The 17,195-nt window shown below is 70.4% G+C and carries 12 protein-coding genes; 1 reads left to right on the forward strand and 11 read right to left on the reverse strand.

Annotated elements, in window-relative coordinates; all coding sequences use genetic code 11:
* Positions 1-54: 54 nt before the first annotated feature.
* Positions 55-795 (reverse strand): class I SAM-dependent methyltransferase, encoded by a 741-nt coding sequence (locus EJB06_RS04955; RefSeq protein WP_126072875.1) that lies wholly within the window; start codon positions 793-795, stop codon positions 55-57.
* A 13-nt stretch (positions 796-808) separates the two neighbouring features.
* Positions 809-1,444 carry a class I SAM-dependent methyltransferase gene (locus EJB06_RS04960; protein ID WP_126072876.1) on the reverse strand — a complete coding sequence of 212 codons (636 nt, stop codon included), beginning with the start codon at positions 1,442-1,444 and terminating at the stop codon, positions 809-811.
* Positions 1,445-1,559: 115 nt separating this feature from the next.
* Between EJB06_RS04960 and cysC the strand changes: the two genes are divergently transcribed.
* A complete protein-coding gene (gene cysC, locus EJB06_RS04965) occupies positions 1,560-2,150 on the forward strand; it encodes an adenylyl-sulfate kinase (RefSeq protein ID WP_126072877.1) in 591 nt (196 codons plus the stop codon).
* Here cysC and EJB06_RS04970 read toward each other — a convergent pair.
* The 9 genes from EJB06_RS04970 to EJB06_RS05010 are packed head-to-tail and all read right to left on the reverse strand — an operon-like array spanning position 2,141 to position 17,145.
* Positions 2,141-3,058: a class I SAM-dependent methyltransferase gene (locus tag EJB06_RS04970; protein ID WP_126072878.1), complete on the reverse strand. Its 918-nt coding sequence runs from the start codon at positions 3,056-3,058 to the stop codon at positions 2,141-2,143. The genes cysC and EJB06_RS04970 overlap by 10 nt on opposite strands.
* Positions 3,051-5,066 carry a hypothetical protein gene (locus EJB06_RS04975; protein WP_126072879.1) on the reverse strand — a complete coding sequence of 672 codons (2,016 nt, stop codon included), beginning with the start codon at positions 5,064-5,066 and terminating at the stop codon, positions 3,051-3,053. The genes EJB06_RS04970 and EJB06_RS04975 overlap by 8 nt, the downstream gene beginning before the upstream one ends.
* Positions 5,054-6,382 (reverse strand): polysaccharide deacetylase family protein, encoded by a 1,329-nt coding sequence (locus tag EJB06_RS04980; RefSeq protein ID WP_126072880.1) that lies wholly within the window; start codon positions 6,380-6,382, stop codon positions 5,054-5,056. Before EJB06_RS04980 ends, EJB06_RS04975 begins: the two co-directional genes overlap by 13 nt.
* Positions 6,379-7,836, reverse strand: a complete 1,458-nt coding sequence (locus tag EJB06_RS04985) for a methyltransferase domain-containing protein (protein WP_126072881.1) — start codon at positions 7,834-7,836, stop codon at positions 6,379-6,381. Before EJB06_RS04985 ends, EJB06_RS04980 begins: the two co-directional genes overlap by 4 nt.
* Complete coding sequence (locus EJB06_RS04990; RefSeq protein WP_126072882.1) at positions 7,833-12,245, reverse strand: glycosyltransferase family protein; 4,413 nt, start codon at positions 12,243-12,245, stop codon at positions 7,833-7,835. The genes EJB06_RS04985 and EJB06_RS04990 overlap by 4 nt, the downstream gene beginning before the upstream one ends.
* 40 nt (positions 12,246-12,285) lie before the next feature.
* Positions 12,286-13,491 carry a glycosyltransferase gene (locus EJB06_RS04995; RefSeq protein WP_126072883.1) on the reverse strand — a complete coding sequence of 402 codons (1,206 nt, stop codon included), beginning with the start codon at positions 13,489-13,491 and terminating at the stop codon, positions 12,286-12,288.
* Entirely contained in the window at positions 13,488-14,138 is a 651-nt protein-coding gene (locus EJB06_RS05000) for a class I SAM-dependent methyltransferase (RefSeq protein WP_126072884.1), read from the reverse strand. Before EJB06_RS05000 ends, EJB06_RS04995 begins: the two co-directional genes overlap by 4 nt.
* Positions 14,135-16,099 carry a glycosyltransferase family 2 protein gene (locus EJB06_RS05005; protein ID WP_126072885.1) on the reverse strand — a complete coding sequence of 655 codons (1,965 nt, stop codon included), beginning with the start codon at positions 16,097-16,099 and terminating at the stop codon, positions 14,135-14,137. The genes EJB06_RS05000 and EJB06_RS05005 overlap by 4 nt, the downstream gene beginning before the upstream one ends.
* 5 nt (positions 16,100-16,104) lie before the next feature.
* Entirely contained in the window at positions 16,105-17,145 is a 1,041-nt protein-coding gene (locus tag EJB06_RS05010; RefSeq protein WP_126072886.1) for a DUF4214 domain-containing protein, read from the reverse strand.
* Positions 17,146-17,195: the final 50 nt, after the last annotated feature.

The raw sequence follows: 17,195 nt of genomic DNA on the forward strand, positions 1-17,195 counted from the left end.
GATTTTATGTGAAATGCGGCGCCACGGGTATCGAATTGTTTAACATTCGCACCATCACAGATGCTCCAGAAAACACAGCTCGCAGCCGACCGAGGTGATCGACAGGTCGGTCGGCGAGACTTGCTGGCGCGCCCGGATCGATGCCATCAGCGGCGCCAGGTTCGGCAGGTAGGGATCGCTGCGCACGTTAAACTGCAACACCAGCGCGCCCACGTCGCGCACGGCCTGCAGGAAGTCGGCCGCCGTCATGCGGTTCAGGTTGCTGATATACGCGTGCCAGCGATCCGGGAACTGCTCCTTGATCTCGTGCGGCGCCATCCACAGGTGTTCCCAGTTGCATTTGCCGAGATGGCCGCCGATGGCCGAAAACCACAGCCCGTCGGCGTAGAGCGCCATCCGCCCGCCTGGCCGCAGCAGCGGGCGCAGCGCGTTCAGCACACCCTTGAGGTCGCTCACGTGCTCGAACACCCCGTTCGAGACGATCAGGTCGTAGCGGCCCGGATGGTCGAGCGCCAGGTCATGCACATTGCATTCGTGCATGGCGTAGCAGAAATCGCCGAAGCCTTCTTCCGCCATCAGCTCGGCCAGCGGTTCGTGGCCCCTGATGCCGAGGTCGATGCCGAGCACGGAACGCGCCCCGCGCCGCGCGCTCCACAGCACTTCGTTGCCCAGGCCGCAGCCGAACACCAGCACGTCCTTGCCCGCCGGGTCGCCCAGCGGCAGCAGCGCCTTGTCCAGGCCCTTGACGCGCTGGCGGATGTAGTCCTTCTTGCTGGCGAGTTCGTCGGCGTTCATCGGCGTGGCGCTTTCATGGCTGGTGATAAAAAAGGTGGACCGGCAGCACCAGGCCGGTGCCGGGGTCGGCCGCTTCGTGCATGCGCACCTCGATGCGCTGCGCGTCGCAGCGGAAATGCCGGGCCAGGTCGCGTCCGTACCAGCGCCGCACGCTGCCCGCCGGACCGGCCTGGATCGCGGTCCACGGCCGCGCCAGCGGATCGGCGAAGCAGACCTGCAGGATGCCGCGCGGCGACAGCAGGCGCAGCAAGCGGGCGAAGGCGGCGCGGTCGTCGTCCAGGTATTCGAACATATGGATCAGCCCGATGAAATCGACGCTGCCGGCGGTCCGCCCGGCCAGCGCCGCCGGCAAGCTGCCGGGCCGTTCGGACGGCAGCGCCTGGCAGCGGGCGAACCAGCGCGGGTCGGCGCCGTGTTCGCTTCCCAGCAGCAGGGCGTGGCGCCAGTCCAGGTCGCCCTGGTGCAGCGCCTGCAGCACGCGCGCGCCGGCGCGGTGCCGCTCCAGCGAGCCGCAGGCCAGGCAGTGCGGGCCGAGCCGGTCCTTGCCCAGCCGTCCGCCCGGACCGGGGCCGAACTGCGTGCCGCCGCACAGGTTGCACAGCGGCGCCGCCGGCGCCTGCATGCGTTCAATCGCCGATTGCGTGTCCATGCGCCCCGATCCGAAAAAATCTGCTCCGCGCGTCCGGAAAACCTGTCGCGAAGGCATTGTTTATGTGAATATATCGTCGCGCCATTCCGCTCAACCCCTTTTGCCGAGTCCCGCCATGCCATCGACTGCCCCCAGCATCACCCGCGCCGAGCGCGCTACCCAGAACCGCCACCGTGGCGCCGTGCTGTGGCTGACCGGCCTGTCCGGCGCCGGCAAGTCGACCGTGGCCCAGGCGCTGGCGCGGCGCCTGTTCGAGATGGACTGCCGCAGCTACGTGCTCGACGGCGACCAGCTGCGCAGCGGCCTGTGCTCGGACCTGGGCTTTTCCGACGCCGCCCGCAGCGAAAACATCCGCCGCGCCGGCGAACTGGCCGCGCTGTTCGCCGATGCCGGCATGATCGTCATCTGCGCCTTCATCTCGCCCTTCGCCGAGGACCGCGCGCGCGCCCGCGCATTGGCGCCGGGCGGCGACTTCCTCGAAATCTTTTGCCGCTGCCCGCTCGCGGTGTGCGAGGAGCGCGACGTCAAGGGCCTGTACCGGCGCGCGCGCGACGGCCGGCTGCCCCAGTTCACCGGCATCTCCTCGCCCTACGAAGCGCCGGCCGCGCCCGACCTGGTGCTCGACACCGCCGGCGGCTCGGTCGACGACGCCCTGGCCTCGCTGCTGGTCCTGCTGCGCGAACGGCGCGTCCTGCATCAGATGTAGGCGGCGGCCGGGTCGCATTTGCGCGCATGCGCCACCGCATACACGAACTCGCCCGCCTCGCAGTACAGATCGTCGATGCCGAGCAAGGCGGCCAGCAGGCCGTCGTCGCGCTCTTCGTCCAGGTTGGCCAGGATATCGTTCAGCGCCAGCATGTAGACGATGCCGCCGGCCGGCACGATGGCCGCGTTCGGGAACACCGCCCGCACGCTGGGCAGGATGTTGGCGCTGTCGATGCATTCGCTCGGATCGGCCGCGCGCATGCCGGCGATGGTCGGGCGGGTGCGGCGCAGCGGCACCAGGCGTTCCGGCGCATACGGATCGGCCAGGTAGCGCGGCGGCAGCATCTGGCGGATGCGCTCGGCCAGGTCGAGCTGATGCTCGCTCCATTGCATGTAGCTGGGCGCCACGCACTCGTGCATGTAGAACAGGCCCCCGGTTTTCAGCACGCGCCGGCTCCAGGCCACCGCGTCGAGCGTCGGATTCATGTGGTGCAGGGCGTCGCGCCAGTAGACCAGGTCGTATTGTTCCGGCGCGGCCCCGGCGAAGGGATCCGTGCTGCTGACCGACACCCGGGTGCTCAATCCCAGCTCGCTGGCGCGCGCGTGGATCGCCGCCACCCGGCTGGGAGCGATTTCGTACAGGTCGAAGTGCCCGACCACGCCCGCGCGCAGCAATTCGAGCTCGTGATACCCGGTGCCGCAGCCGACCGAGACGGCGCGTCCGAATGCGGCGCCGCCGTTTTGCGCGCGCAGCAGGGCCGCGTCGCCGCCGGCGGTGCCCTCGCTTTCCTCGCCCGCGATGCGGCGGTTGATATGGCGGATGATGGCGTGCGATTGCCACCAGCGCGTGCGCTTCGGTAGCGGCGGCGGCGCGTTCCAGTGCGCGGCGGTCTGTTCCGCTTCATTCATGCGCTGCCTCCCGGCGCGCCGCCTCCAGCGCCGCCAGCAGGGTGCCGGCCAGCGGCGGCTGCGGCGCCATCACCACCGACAGGCTGCAGCCGGCCCCGAGCCGGGCGCGCACGCTGGCGGGCAGGGCCGGGTGGAACTGCGGATCGCTGCCCGTGGTCAGCAGCAGGGTGTCGCCGCCGACCTCGCAAAAGCGCACGCCGCGCCAATCCTGGCCGGCATGCCCGTCGGCGTCCCAGCGCCACATCAGCGCACCCTTCGCGCTGATCAGTTCCAGCGAGGCCAGGCGCAGCGCGACGACGCCGTCGGCCGGATCGAAACGCAGGCGCCCGATCGGGCCCGCCGCCGGCGGAAAGGTAAACAGCAGCGCCTGCGGGTTGCCGTCGAGCGCGATCGGCAGGATCAGCGACTGTTCCTCGCTGAAATCCTGCTCCGGCCCGCACCAGAACAGCTGGCTTTCCATGCGCGGCGGCGGCGCCGGCTTGCGCTGGAAGCGCAGCGGCGCGGGGGCGGGCGGCGCGGCGAACAGGTCGGCGATGTTGCCCGAGGCGGTCTTCTGCAGGAATTGATGGTAGCCGATCAAGCCGGTGTACGAGGCGCGCTGGGCGTCGAATTGCTGGTAGCTGAGGTCGGCGTCGAGCGGGTAGTCCAGCACCAGGTCCTTGTTCCAGACCAGGCCGCAGCCGAAATCCTCGCCCACGGTGAGCGCCTTGCCCGGATTATGGTGGCGCAGCAGCGCAAACGCCTTGTAGGTTTCGCCGACCCAGGCGCCGGGACAGCGCTTGACGGTGGTGATTTCCTCTTTTTCGGGATTGCAGTCGTGCACGATCAGGATCCCGCCCGGGTTGAGCAGGGCCGGCAGCGCGCGCGCCACCTGGTCGACCTCCGGGCGCACGTGCACCGGGTCGTACAGGATCAGGTCGAAGCGTTCTCCGGCATGCCGCTCCAGCAGTTGCGGCAGGGTCAGGATGTCGCGCGTCCCGAAGGTGGCGGTGGTGCCCAGCAGGCGCTCGGTGGCGTCCGCGTCGAGGTAGGCGTGTTCGGGAATGAAGGCCAGGGTCTTGCTCTCGCAGACGACGTCGGCAAAGCATTTTCCGCCGTCGAGCTTATTGTATTCGAGATAGCGCTTGTAGCCGAACTGGCGTACCAGGCGGTTGATGACGTCGGCCTTGCCGATGCGGATCGGGGTGTCAGGATCGTGCTGGCCGGGCGCGGGCAGCGCCAGCGGCGGCAGGCCGAAGAACTGGCGCCGTTCGCGCACCAGGCGCTCGAAATACACCCAGCTGTGCTCGGGCGCGATGTGCGGCGGGTCGGCCAGGGTCCAGTCGTCGGCGTAGCCCAGGCCGGCCATCAGGGGCGCCAGCAGCGGCCGGTAATGCGCCACGTCCTCGCGGGTGAACCAGTGGCGCCAGTCGCCGGCGCCCTTGGTGCGCGCCACGCGCTGGTAGGCCGGATCGATCTTGGGGTCGGGCTGCACGGTCAGGCCCAGGTAGGCCGACAGGGCCTCGAGCCGGCCCGCCACCATGTCTTCGTAGCGCAGGATGAACCAGTCCCCGGCATGCGCGCGGGCGAAGGCGGCCAGCGAGCGGTTGGCGGCGCAGACCAGGTCCAGCAGGGCCGAAGGCGGCTTGAGTTGCGGGAAATCCTGCAAGGCGACCGAGGCCGGGTTTTCCTGTTTGCGTTGCAGCAGCAGGGCGATGGTGCGCAGCCAGCCCGGATCGTCCATCTGGACCCGGTGCGTCGCGACCGCGTACAGCAGCTGGCTGATGAGGTTATCGCGCGGGTCGCGCACCAGCAGGACACGGCGATCGAATCGGTTCCCGAAGGCGGCGATGTGGTCGGCGCGCTCGTCTTCGAACAGCACCTTGGCCGCCGTGTGCGGCGCCAGCGGCGGCAGGGCCGCGATGCGGTCCTCGAAATGGATGGCCGGCTCGCCGCCCATGGCTTGCGCCACCGCGTACAGCAGCGCCGTGGTGCCGGTCTTGCCGGCGCCGACGATCAGGCAGCGCATGGCGCTTCCTGGTGGAGCATGGAGTTCATCCCTTGAAACACCTCGTGCGGGTGCAGCCAGCGCACGCAGGCAAATTCGGCCGTTACGGCCAGCAGCCGGTCGAGGAAGCGCCAGGTGCCGTCGGCCATGACGCGGTGGTGGCTGAGCACACCGACCGGTTCGCGCAACTGGCCGTTGCGGCCCATCTGCAAGATCGCCACCAGGCGCTCGATCAGCGCCGCCGGATCGCGCACGCCGGCGCCGTTGCGCCAGTCGACGATGTCGAGGTGGGTGTCGATCCTTACCAGCCCGTCCACCGGGGCATGCGGCTCGGACAGGTATTGCGACACGCCGGCGAGGCCGAGCGCGGGCAGGCGCGCCGCCAGCGCCGGCGCCAGCTTGTTCCAGGGCGGCACCATGACCGGCATGAAGCGCTCGCCGAACAGCGCGCGCATGCGCGCGCTGCCGCGCGCCAGGTCGGCCTCGGCCTCTTCCTGCTCGCGGCCAGGGCCGAATTCGCTGTTGGGCTGGTCCGCTGCGGCATGGTTGACGTGGCCCCAGCCGTGCTGGCAAAAGACCAGGGTCGGCATGCCCTCGCCGGTGGCGCACGCCAGGGCGGCGTCGGCCTGCTCGGGAATGACCGCCACCAGCACCGGCGCCGCGTGGCGCTGCGACAGCGCGGCCAGGCGGCGCAAGGCGGGGCTGTCGGCGACCAGGTCGTCGTCGCGCCACCAGAAGCTGCACTCGCGCCCTTCGGCTTGCCAGACCGCCAGTTCGGTGCGCAGCGGCGCGAACGGATCGTCGACCACGCTCGCCGTGACGGCGCCCGGCCCGTGCCACGCTTGCAGGTACGGCAGCCAGCGCGCCGCGTCGGCCGCGTCGCGCAGCAGCAGGCTGGCGCACAGGCGCGCGCCGCCGCCAGCTGTACGCCGATCGCCAGCGTCGATGGCGATCAGCGTACAGCTGGCGGCGTTCAGTGCCAACTGCGCAGGCAGGGCGGCGCCATCGCCATCGCCATCGACGTACACCACGCCGCGCGCCGACAGGGCGTCGAGCGCATCGAGCGCGCCGGGAAGGCTGGCGACGGCCAGATCGGCCGGCGTGGCGCGGCCCGTGAACCAGCGCGCGTCCAGCCCGTGCGGGCCGGACGCGGGCGCCAGCGTGCGCCAGGCCAGCAAACCGTGCGGCAGCGCCTGGAATGCGCTGCGCATGAGGCGCTGGCGCGGCGTGCTGGCACACTGCGGACAAGGTGCGCCCGCGGCGGCGTGCATGCCGGCCCCGCACAGATTGCATTGCGCATCCGTGCGGTGGCAGGCCGCCGTGGGGTCGCGGTTCATGGCAGCTGTTCGTCGGCGATGCGCAGTGCCGGATCCCAGGCGAGCAGCCAGGCTTTGAGGCGCGCGATATCGGCCGGGTCCCTGGCGAACAGGTGGGCCACGTCGATGGCGCCGGTGACCGGGTCGGTCCCTTGCACGGCCAGCATGCCCATGCCCTTGGCGGCGCAGCCGAAGCGCTGGTACACGTCGCGCCCGTAGCGGTGCAGGTTGGCGTAGCGGTCGACCGGCACCGCGAAATCCTCGGTCGCTTCGCGCGTGTGGGCCCCGCCGAAACCGATGTGCAGCAGGCCGCGCGGCGAGAGCACGCGATACAGTTCGTCGAAGGCGGCCAGGTCGCGCGGAATGCATTCGAGCACGTGGCTGACTGTGACGTAATCGTAGCTGGCGTCCTGCCGGTCGATCGCCTGGATGTCGAGGCTGCCTTCGCCTTCGTACACCGATACCTCGTGGCTGCGGAACCAGGCCGGATTGTGCGCCTGGTCCGGGCTGAACTGCAGGCTGCGGCGCCAGTCGAGAAAGCCCACCGGCAGCGCCTGGAACATGTGGCGCACCACGCGCTGGCGCTCCAGCGCGCCGCACGCGCGGCAGCAGGGCGGGGCGCCGGTGCTGGCCAGGCGGCCGGCCGGGCCGGGGCCGAAGTCGCTGCCGCCGCAGATATTGCAGGCGGGCGGCGCCGCTTCCTTTGCCGCCCGCTTGTGGCGCAGCACGAACCAGTCCTGGAACTCGTCGTCGCCGGGGTCGCGCAGCCAGCTGCCGCGCTGCAAGGCGGCCACTTCCCAGCCTTCTTCGTCGAACAGCTGGCGCAGGAAGGTTTCCTTGTAGGCGATCACATGCAGCGGTTCGGCCGCGTTGTGCAGGTAGCAGTGGTCGGAAACCTGCTCCGTCAGCCGGTAGCGCACGCCGGGGTGCTGCCTGGCCAGCGAAAAGTCGTCCGGCAGGCTGAAGAAGGTGGCGATCCAGATGCCGTCGGCGCGCACCAGCGGATGGATGCGCCGCAGGTACTGGCGGATATCGTCTTCGAACATGTGGGTGAACACCGAGAACGAGGTCACGCAGTCGAAGCTCGCTTCGGCATACGGCACTGCCACGTCTTCGAAGGGCAGCCCGGACGGGTTGTAGCGGGCGTTGTGCACGTTGTGGAAGTCGAAGTTGTAGCGCGCGCCGTCGTCCGGTCCCGCGAAGTGCCGGTTGAGCCAGCCGATCTGCTGGGACAGGATGTCGAAACCGCGGTAGCTGCCCTTGAAGCCGGCGCGGCGCAGTCCGTACGCCAGGCGGCCGTAGCCGCAGCCGATGTCGAGCAGGTCGGCGTCGAGGCTGACCTTGCGGTCGAGCACGTTCTGGCACAGGTGGTCGCAGATCGGGAAAAACGCGTCTTCGCTCTCCGCCATGAAGCGCAGGTTCGCCGGCGGCATCAGCGGGCGTTCGGCCACGCCGGGGTCGAGGACGGCGCTCATGCCGCCGCTCCCGTGGCTGCGGCGCGGGGCATGGCGGCCGTGTCCGGCGCGAGCCTGGCGACGACCTGCAGGATCTCGTCGACCCGGTGCTGGAAAGTATGGTGGTTGATGATCAGTTCACGCAAGCGCTTGCCCCCCTTATCCGTTTTTGTCTTGCCGCGTTGTAGCTTCGCGACCTCGTCCGCCAGGTTGTCCGGCGTGCTGTAGTAATGTACCGCATCGCCGAACAGAGCGCGACACGCTTGCATGTCGTCGCTGACGATGGTCGCGCCGCAGGCGCCGGCATCGAACAGGCGGTTCGAGATGAATCCCTGGCTGCGCATGTCGCTCCAATGGTCGTTGAGAACCACCCTGGCGGCGCTGTAGTAATGGCGCAGGCGCTGGTTCGGGATGTAGGTCGCGCGCACCATCTGCGGCGGCAGGATCCCTTCCCACAGGCCGCCGTACACGCTGAAGTCGACCCCGCCGGCCAGCGCATACTGCACCACCTCGCGCAGCTGGCCGCGCGAATTGCCGACGAAAACGACCTCCGGCACCTCCAGTTCCTCGTCGAGCTCCGGATAGAACAGGGCCGGATCGGTGCATTGCAGCAGCGGGCTGACCTGGTCGCCCATGCGTTCGCCCAGCCATGCCGCAAAACTGGTCGAGGCCACGAAGGCGTGGTCGTATTGCTGCAGTTCGGTCACCGTCACCTCGTCCGGGTGGCTGATCAGCCAGGCCAGGTTGATGGCGGTCGGCTGCGGCTGGTACTGCGACAGCCCGCGCAGCACGATCACCACGTCGTCGGCGGCGGCCAGGCCGCTGTACCAGTCGGGCAGGATGTCGATGCGCGCAACATGGCCGCGCTTTTCCAGCGCGCGCTTGATGCCGAGCGCGAAGTGCCAGTCGCCCCATTGCTCGCGCTGGTCCATGGCCGGCACCCCGATCTTGATGGCAAAGCGCAGGGTATGCGCCAGCAGGCCGCGCAAGCCCTCGCGGAAGGTGGCGGCGCGCTGGTCGTAGGTGTGCTTTTCCAGCACCTCCTTGTGCAGCCGGGCCGCGAGCGCCTCGCGTTCTTCGTCATGGTCGAGGTAGTGGCGCAGCAGGGCCTGCAGCTGCTGGCCGTCGTCGAAGGCCGGCAGCAGGCCGGGGAACAGTTCGTCGGCGCCGCCGCGGCAGTTGGTCAGCACCAGCTTGCCGCTGGCGAGGGCGTCGAACACGCGCGAGTTGAGCGAATTCCAGCTGCGCGTGACCGGGTGGCCGTCGTCGAGCACGATCTTGGCGGCGTTGTAGATCCCGGGCAGCGCCGCGTAAGGCACGGCGCCGCGCCAGTTGGCCTTCCAGTCGGGCCGGTCTTGCCAGCCGTGGCCGTAGATGGCGAAGCGGTAGCGCTCGCGCTCCAGGTCTTGCAGCCCGATGGCTTCGCGCTCGGCGCCCCAGTAGCTGCCGGTGAAGGTGACGTCGCTGGCGTGTTCGGGCGCCGCCGGCAGCGGCTTGAAGCGCCCGGCGTTGGCGGCGATCGGCAGCAGGGTGGCCTCGATGCCGGTGGCGTCGCGGATATGCGCGATGGCCTTGTGCGAGGAGGCAAAGATCAGCTGGTAGGCTTGCAGGTGCGGCGCGTCGAGCCACTGGTCGACCCGGTTGCGCACCCAGGCCACCGTGACCAGGCCGGGATTGGCCTCGCTGATCTTGTCGATCGCGTAGTCGTGGCGCATCGCCACCAGCACATCGGTGCCGGGCAGCTGGTGGGTGGTATTCGCGGCGAACATGACTTCCCAGCCGTACAGGCGGTGCAGGGCCTCGCCCAGTTCCAGTGCGGTGAAAAAGTCGCCGGCCGCCGTGCCGATGGCGGTCGCGGTCACCGCGATGGTTACCCGCAGCGGCGTGGGGCGCCACATGGTCTCGCCCTCGACCAGCGAGCGCATGATGGTGCGCGTCAGCTGGCGGCCGTAGCGCTGGATGTACAGCTTGCGGTTGTTGGCGTGCAGCTTGGTCGAGTACATCTTTTGCTGGTCGCCGGCGCGGATCTTGGAGTCGCGCGTGGCGCTGCGGTTGTGCAGGGCCACGGCGGCGGTATCGCACAGCACCGCCTTGCCGAGGCGCAGGCGCAGGGCCAGGCACAGGTCGACGTCTTCCATGCCGTACACATACCCTTCGTAAAACCCGCCGACCTCCTTGAATTCGTCGGCGCGGCACATCAGCAGGGCCCCGGTGGCCACCGGCAGGTCGTAGCAGCCGGCCAGGTCGGCGTGCGGCTGCTCGCCCACTTCCATCGGCGCGTAGTAGCGCTGGCCCTTGCCGGCCAGGATGTCGACCTTGAACTGCACGCCCTGGTGGTGGGTGACGTAGCGCCATGCGTCGGGGCCGCTGGCCAGCGGTTCGAGCAGCTTCAGGCCGACCGCGCCGACCCGTGGGTCGTCCAGGTGGGCGCGCATTGCCGCCAGGCAGTCGTGCAGCATGACCAGGTCGTTGTTGGCGAACACCAGGTAGCGCCCGCGCGCCAGGGTGGCGCCGTAGTTGTTGGAGGCCGAGAACGAAAAATTGACGCCGCGCGCGACGATGCGCAAGGGCAGGCGCTCGGCATACCCGGCTGCCACGGCCAGGCTGTCGTCGACCGAGCCATGGTCGATCAGCAGCAGTTCGTAGTCGTGCAGCCAGTCCACGCGCAGCATCGATTCGAGCAGGTCGCGCAGGATGGTGGCGCCGTTCCAGTTCAGGACGATGATCGAGATCAGCGGCAGGCCCGGCTCCGCCGCCGGCGCCGGCAGGCGCGCGCGCTTGCCTTGCCACAGTTGCGGCGGCGCGCGGTGGCTGTAGTGGCCGTCCGGCTGCGGCGCGATCTGGCGCCCGAAAAAGTCGACCAGGGGGAAGCGCAGGCTGTCGTTCTCGATCTTGATGTCCAGGTTGCCCTCGACGATCACGGCCCTGACCTTGCGCATCGCGCCATTCATCAGGCGGGCCGGGAAGCGGGCCATGAAGACATGGTGGCCGTGCCGGTCGTCGCTGCGCAGGCGTGCGTTGAAGCGGTTCGCTTTTTCCACCGCCAGCAGCTCGCCATCGATGTAGATCGCGACGTGGAGCGGCAGCGCCGGATTCTTGCGGTCCCAGGCCCAGCCCATGATCGCGCCGGTGTTGAGTTGCTCGACATGGCCGTGGTAGCGCTCGGCCGGGGGGATCTGCGCCAGTTGCTCCGGCGTGAGCTGCAGCGGCACGTCGTGTTCGAGCCGGAAGTTGAGCGGCGTGCCGTCCACCCGCACGCCGATGCGGCGCGCCTGGCCGTCGTACAGCGCGGCCGGGAAAACCAGTTCGAAGCCGTGCTTGCCCTCCGTCTGCAGCAGCTGGTTGACGTCGCGCCGGAGCACCTGCGTCTGGCACTGGCACAGCAGCTGCTCGCCATCGTACAGGCCGACGCTGAGGACCTGGCCGCTGTCGCGCGTGTCGAGCGCCCAGCCCTGCAGGCTGTTGGCGCCGACCTGGTCGACCCGGCCGACCACCGGATGGCGCCATCCGAGCGAGGGCGCGCCGCCCTGGGCGCGCAGGCGACAGCGCGTGCCGTGCAGGTTGATGGCGATGGCGTGCGCTGCGCCGTCGTACAGGCTGAAAGGCAGTTCGAACTTGAAGTTGAACGGCGCGCCCGGCTCGGCAGCGGCGTCGACCGGCATGCGCCCGAGGCTGCGCGCGCCGTCGTCCACGCGCAGCTCGGCCGAGCCGCCGGGCACCTTGAGCGGATCGATCCAGCCGTACAGGATGCCGTTGCGGACGTGGTAGCTGCCGGCATCGAGCGCCGTGAACACGCTCAGTTCGCGCGGCAGGGCCAGCTGGGCGTCGAGTTCCGGCACGCGCAGGGTCAGCTGGTGCACGCGGCCGTCGAACAGCGCGTCCGGCACCGGCACCAGGAACACGGGGCCGGCCGCCTGCGTCGAGAGCATCCGGCCGTCGGCATGCAGTTCGATGGTGACGGCCTGGCCCGCTTCGGCGCCGAAGATGGTGCCGCCGATGCCGGCCGCTTCCACCTGGCCGAGCGCGATGGCGCCGCCGGCGCGGCGGGCGGCCGCCGTGCCGTCCCCTTGCGCGGGGGCGCGCGCCAGCTTGACGGTGGTGTCGAAAACCCAGGCTTCGAGGGTGTCGAGCGCGACCTGGGGCATATGGCGCGGCAGCGGCCAGTGAAAGCCGAAGGCCCCTTCCTCGCCATCGACGTCGTCGCGCTCGATGCTGCAGGTGGTAAAGCCGATCGGCTTGCCGCCGGCGCGAAACTCCAGCGCCAGCTGCTCCCGGGGGCAGTTCAGGTCCAGGCACCAGCCGCTGACCCCGTCCGGGCCGATGCGCTCGATCATGCCGCGAATGGCGCGCGCGCCGTCGCCGGCATGGTCGTTCGATGCCCCATTGTTCGACACCCCGTTGTTCGACACCCCGCTGCTGCTGATATCCATGCTCTCTCCTGTATCGGTCCTGGTGTGGGGAAGACGGCCGCTAGCTGGTCGCGAGCCAATGGCGCTGGCGCGCCAGGCACTGCGCCAGGTCGGTCTCGGCCAGGTGGCGCGGCTGGCGCGGCCCCTGCGGAGCCGCCGCGCAGCGCTCGGCGAGGGCGCCGGCAAAGGCGGCGGCGTCGAAAAACGCGATGGTGGGCACGTCCAGGCGGCTGGCGAATTCGAGCACCGGCGGCGTGGCCGAGGCGATCACCGGCAAGCCGCTGATGGCCGCTTCCAGGAACGACCATGACAGCACGAAGGGCACGCTCCAGTAGGCATGCACGCGGCTGATGCTGAGCAGGGCCAGGTAGTCGCCGGGCGCCAGCTGGCCGGTGAAATGCACGCGCCCGAGGTCGATGCCGGCGCCGACTTCGTCGAGCATGTGCTGCTTCCAGCTGGCCCCGCCGGGCGCCGCGTGGCCGTAGCCGCAGGCCTCGGCGCCGGCCACGATCACGTGCGCCTGCGGACGGCGCCGCAGCAGTTCGGGCAGGGCGCGCATGAACACCTGGAAGCCGCGCATCGGTTCCAGGTGGCGCGCCACGTAGCTGACCACTTCGTCGCCGGGCTGGAAGCTGCGGGTCGTGCCGTCGCCGAGCGTCAGCGCCAGGCGCGCGCCGGGATCGAAGCGCAGCCGCTCGCTGTCGATGCCGTCGTGGATGACGCCGATCTTTTCCTGCGCCCAGGCCGGATAGGTGGCGCGCTGCCAGCGGGTCGGCGAGACGGCGCCGTCGGCCAGCTCCATGCTGAGCAGGTTGGTGCTGTTGCGCAGGCGCAGGCGCCAGCGTTCGGGCAGGCTCAGGGGCGGCAGCGCGGGATCGAAGCCGACGTCCTGGCCTTCGAGCGCGTAATAATATTCGCAGTAGAGCAGCAGCTTCGCGTGCGGGAACACATCCTTGATGAACAGGGCCTCGCCCCAGCCGGGATGGGCAAGGACGACGTCCGGCGCAAAGCCGTCGCGCCGCAGCTGCATGGCGGCGGCGGCGCAGGCTTCGGCATGGCGCACATGGGTTTCCTGGTCGGCCAGCAGCGGGTGGATGTCGGGGCTGGCCGGGCGCAGCATCTGGTAGCGGCGCACGGTGACGCCGGCCGGCGCGGCGCGCTGGTGCATGCACAGCGCCACCACCTGGTTGCCCGGCGTTTGCGCCAGGTCGGCCGCCAGGTGCAGGAACTGGGCCGGAAAATTCTGGTGGATGAACAGGATCTTCATGCCAGCACCCCGGCCAGCTCGTCCCACACGGCGGCGCCGGTGGCGGGCATGCAGGCCAGCGCCCACAGGTCCCAGCGGCTGCCTTCGTGCACGCGCGCCTCGGCAAAGCCGGCCTGCAGCAGGCTGCGGCCCAGGGTGGCGGAGGTAAAGCCGGTGCGGTGCGCCATGTAGCGGTGGCCGGCGGCCAGCGAGGCCTGGTGGCCGAACAGCATGTCGAGCGGGCTGATGGCCCCGGCGGCGGAGTGGTACAGCGGCGCGTCGAGCTGGCCGCTGGCGATGTGCAGGGCGATCGCGCGCAGGTCGGGCAGGGTGATGAGCGCGTAGCCGTCCGGGCGCAGCACGCGCCGGAATTCGGCCAGCGCGCGCGGCACCTCGAAGGCGTCGAGGTGCTCCAGGTTGTGCGAAGAGTACAGCGCGTCGACGCTGGCGTCGGCCAGCATCGACAGGTCGCAGATGCTGGCGACGATGTCGGGTTCGACGTTCGGATCGATATCGAGGCGGATCTCCTGCCACGCCGGGCCTTGCCAGCAGGCCGGCAGCGCGCGGCCGTTGCGCGCGCCGCAGCCGACGTGCAGCAGGCGGCGCACGCGCGCATCGCTCGCCGCGTCGGGGTCAGGGTGCAGGCATGGCGCCGCTGCGCTGCTCATCGGGCGCCGTTGTGGGCGTAGCGCAGCGGCGCGGCGGCCGCCGGCGCGTCCAGCCAGGCGCTGAACCAGTAGCGGGCGTCGAAGGCGGGGCCGAGGCGCACGGTGTCGATGTCGACCGGCAGGTCGTCGCCGTCGCACAGCAGCACCACGGCGCAGGCGCCGACGGCCAGCAGGGCGGTGTCGTCCAGCAGCGCGTCGCCGTGGGGGCCGGCTTGCGGCAGGGCGTCGACCACGCCGGTGGCCCACAGCAGTTCGCTCGCTTCGCCGATGACCAGCAGGCGCACGCTGTCGTCGGCGCGCGCGGCCACCAGGCGCGCCAGTGCCAGCACTTGCGCGGCCTGGGGCGAGCCGATGCGGTGATGCCAGAGCGCGATGCGGGTGCAGGACGACGCCGGCGCGCCGGCGAAGACCGGTGCGGGCGGACGCGGGGGCGCGCCGTCCGCGCCCTGGCCGTCCGCGTCCTGGCCGGCGCGCGCGGCCAGCGCGGCGCGCGCGCCGGCCAGCGGATCGTCGCGCAGGAAGCGCTGGTAGCTGCTGTAGTAGTCGGGATAGCGCGCCAGCAGCACGGCGCGGTTCTGGCGCACCCGCAGGTGCTTTTCGGCGCCGAACGAGACGCCGCCGGCGTGCGCGACGAACACGCCGGTGGCCACGCAGTGGCGGTAGCCGGCCGCGCGCGCGCGCAGGCACCAGTCGACTTCTTCGCCGTAGCCGCGTTCGAGCGCCGCGCCGTCGAGCGTGCCGATGGCCGCCAGCGCGCCGGCCCGCATCAGCATGGCGAAGCCGCAGCAGGCCGGCACCTCGACGTCGGCGGTGGCGCCGTCGCGGTGCAGCGCGGCGGCGCTGTCGTCGAGCAGGCGCAGGCGGGCGGCGCCGGGCACCGGCGCGGCGCGCCCGATGTCGGGAAAGCTGCTGATTTCGCCGTTGTTGGACCAGGGCGACACCGAGGCGATGTCGGGAGCGCGGTACAGCGCGGCGCGCAGGCGGTCGATCCAGTCGCCGTGGACCAGGGTGTCCGCGTTGAGCAGCAACACGTCATGCCCGGCGCACTGGCGCAGGCCGCGGTTGACGCTTTCGATGAAGCCGAGGTTGTAGCGGTTGCGCAGCACGCTCACGCGCTCGTGCGCCTCCAGGCTGGCCAGCCAGGAGGACAGCGCCGGCTCGCCGCTGGCGTCGTCGATCAGCAGCAGGCGGGCCCCGGCCCGATTGGCCGGCAGGCTGGCCAGCACGCTGGCCACGCAGGCGCGCGCCTGTTCCAGGCCACGGTACAGCGGCACCAGCACGGTCAGCGGCGCCGGCGCCGGCAGCGTGCCGGCAGCCGGCCGTGGCGCGGCGAAGGCCAGCGGCGAGCCGGGCAGGGCGTCGGCGGCGCCGGCCAGGGCCAGCGACCAGACGCCGTCCGGATGCGGCGGCGTGAAGCGGAAGCGCGCGCCCTCGGGGCGGACTTCGTACTGCTGTCCGCCGTGTTCGTCGCGCAGCAGCAGGCGGGGGGATGGTCCGGGGTCGCACAGCAGGCCTTCGATGGCATCGCCTTCGCGCCAGCATGCGCCGGGCGCGGCCAGGCCCGCCGCGCGCGCCATTGCCAGCAGGCTGGCGTGATTGCCCGCCTTGCAGCGCTGCGCCAGCAGCGACTGCGCCAGCGCCGCTACCTTGGCGTGTTCGCCGGCGGCCAGCCACGCGGCCAGCAGTTTGTCCTGCAAGTCGGGGTCGTGCGGATCGCAGCGCCAGGCGCGCAGGAACGCCGCGCCAGCCAGAGGGGATCCGAGCGATTGCAGGATGACGGCGCGCAGCAGGGCTGGCGCCGGCAGGTCGGGATGGCGCCTGCACAGCGCTTCCGCGCCGAGCAGGGCGTCGCCGGGAAAACCGGCCTGTAACGCCTCGACCGCGCGCGACAACAGGAAGTCGTCGCGCAGGCGTGGCGAGCGCCAGGCCGATGGCAGCGCCGTCGCCGGCGCGCTCGCCACCACGTTCAGACGATATTGTGGACGACGGTCACCGATCCGACGACCACCGGCTCGACGTGGGCGGCGGTGCCGTCCAGGCTTTGTCCGGCATCGGACACGAAACCGGCCAGCACCGAAGCGCGCGAGACACCGCTTTCGAGCACCTTGGTCCACCAGGCCAGTCCCTCGGCATCCGGCGCCCGGGCGAAGGTGTTCTTGTACAAGGTGGTCAGGAATTGCTGGTTATCCTGGGCCGGCAGGGCCTTGTACTCGCTCGAGTCGAGGAAGCTCTGGGCGATGCTTTCCAGCGTGACGCCGGCGCGGACGGCATCGAGCCAGAAATCGAGGCCCTTGGCGTCCGGTGCGCGGCCCAGCGCGGCTTCGTAGATGGTGGCCACGCCGGCTTCCTTGAAGTCCTCGGCGAACACCAGCGCCTTGCCGTTGTCGAGCTGGACGAACTGGATCTTGCTGATGTCGGTGACCTTCTGGCTGGTGTTGTGGGTGACCACGGCGTGGCCATCCTTGACCGTCACCTTGTAGTCGGCCGCGTTGCCTGCCAGCTGGACGATGGCGTCGCCGCTGCCGCCGACGATGGTGCTGTTGCCCAGTCCGGCAATCACGGTATCGTCGCCGCCGCCGGTCTGCACCTTGCTGTTGCCGCTGCCCAGGGTGAGCTGGGTGTTGCGGGTATCGGCGAGGGTGTAGTTGTCGGTGCCCGAGGTGCCGATCACCACGCGGTCGACCAGGCTGCCGGGAACGGTGTCGGGGCCGCTGTCGTTAAAGCGCACGGTGACGCCGCCCTTGCCCTGGAACACAACCACCGGGGCGTCCGATGGCGGATTGATGACGTGAACGAAATTGTCCGACGACGCGACCAGCACGACCTCGGCGCCTGTCGGAGCGGTAATCTTGCCGTTGGTGTCGGGCGCGACGGTATCGAAACGCACCGTGCTGTCGCCCGCCTTGGTGGACAGCGCCAGGATCCGGTCGATGGTCGCCTGGTTGAAGGCGATCGGATTCGAGCTGCGCAGCGTCGTGATAGCGGTAGAGCCAGGTAATTCATACATAGGTCGTTCTCCTCGTGTCGTTGAGACGCGTATTCAAGTCGGGCCTGTCC

This window comes from Massilia atriviolacea (assembly GCF_003953935.1).
GTDB classification, from domain to species: Bacteria; Pseudomonadota; Gammaproteobacteria; order Burkholderiales; family Burkholderiaceae_D; genus Telluria_A; species Telluria_A atriviolacea.

Bases quoted from the DNA above. Each gene is read 5' to 3' on its own strand.
- cysC (WP_126072877.1), top strand. From the start codon at position 1,560: ATGCCATCGACTGCCCCCAGCATCACCCGCGCCGAGCGCGCTACCCAG.
- EJB06_RS04990 (WP_126072882.1), bottom strand. From the start codon at position 12,245: ATGGATATCAGCAGCAGCGGGGTGTCGAACAACGGGGTGTCGAACAAT.
- EJB06_RS04960 (WP_126072876.1), bottom strand. From the start codon at position 1,444: ATGGACACGCAATCGGCGATTGAACGCATGCAGGCGCCGGCGGCGCCG.
- EJB06_RS05000 (WP_126072884.1), bottom strand. From the start codon at position 14,138: ATGAGCAGCGCAGCGGCGCCATGCCTGCACCCTGACCCCGACGCGGCG.
- EJB06_RS05010 (WP_126072886.1), bottom strand. From the start codon at position 17,145: ATGTATGAATTACCTGGCTCTACCGCTATCACGACGCTGCGCAGCTCG.
- EJB06_RS04975 (WP_126072879.1), bottom strand. From the start codon at position 5,066: ATGCGCTGCCTGATCGTCGGCGCCGGCAAGACCGGCACCACGGCGCTG.
- EJB06_RS04995 (WP_126072883.1), bottom strand. From the start codon at position 13,491: ATGAAGATCCTGTTCATCCACCAGAATTTTCCGGCCCAGTTCCTGCAC.
- EJB06_RS04955 (WP_126072875.1), bottom strand. From the start codon at position 795: ATGAACGCCGACGAACTCGCCAGCAAGAAGGACTACATCCGCCAGCGC.
- EJB06_RS04970 (WP_126072878.1), bottom strand. From the start codon at position 3,058: ATGAATGAAGCGGAACAGACCGCCGCGCACTGGAACGCGCCGCCGCCG.
- EJB06_RS04985 (WP_126072881.1), bottom strand. From the start codon at position 7,836: ATGAGCGCCGTCCTCGACCCCGGCGTGGCCGAACGCCCGCTGATGCCG.
- EJB06_RS04980 (WP_126072880.1), bottom strand. From the start codon at position 6,382: ATGAACCGCGACCCCACGGCGGCCTGCCACCGCACGGATGCGCAATGC.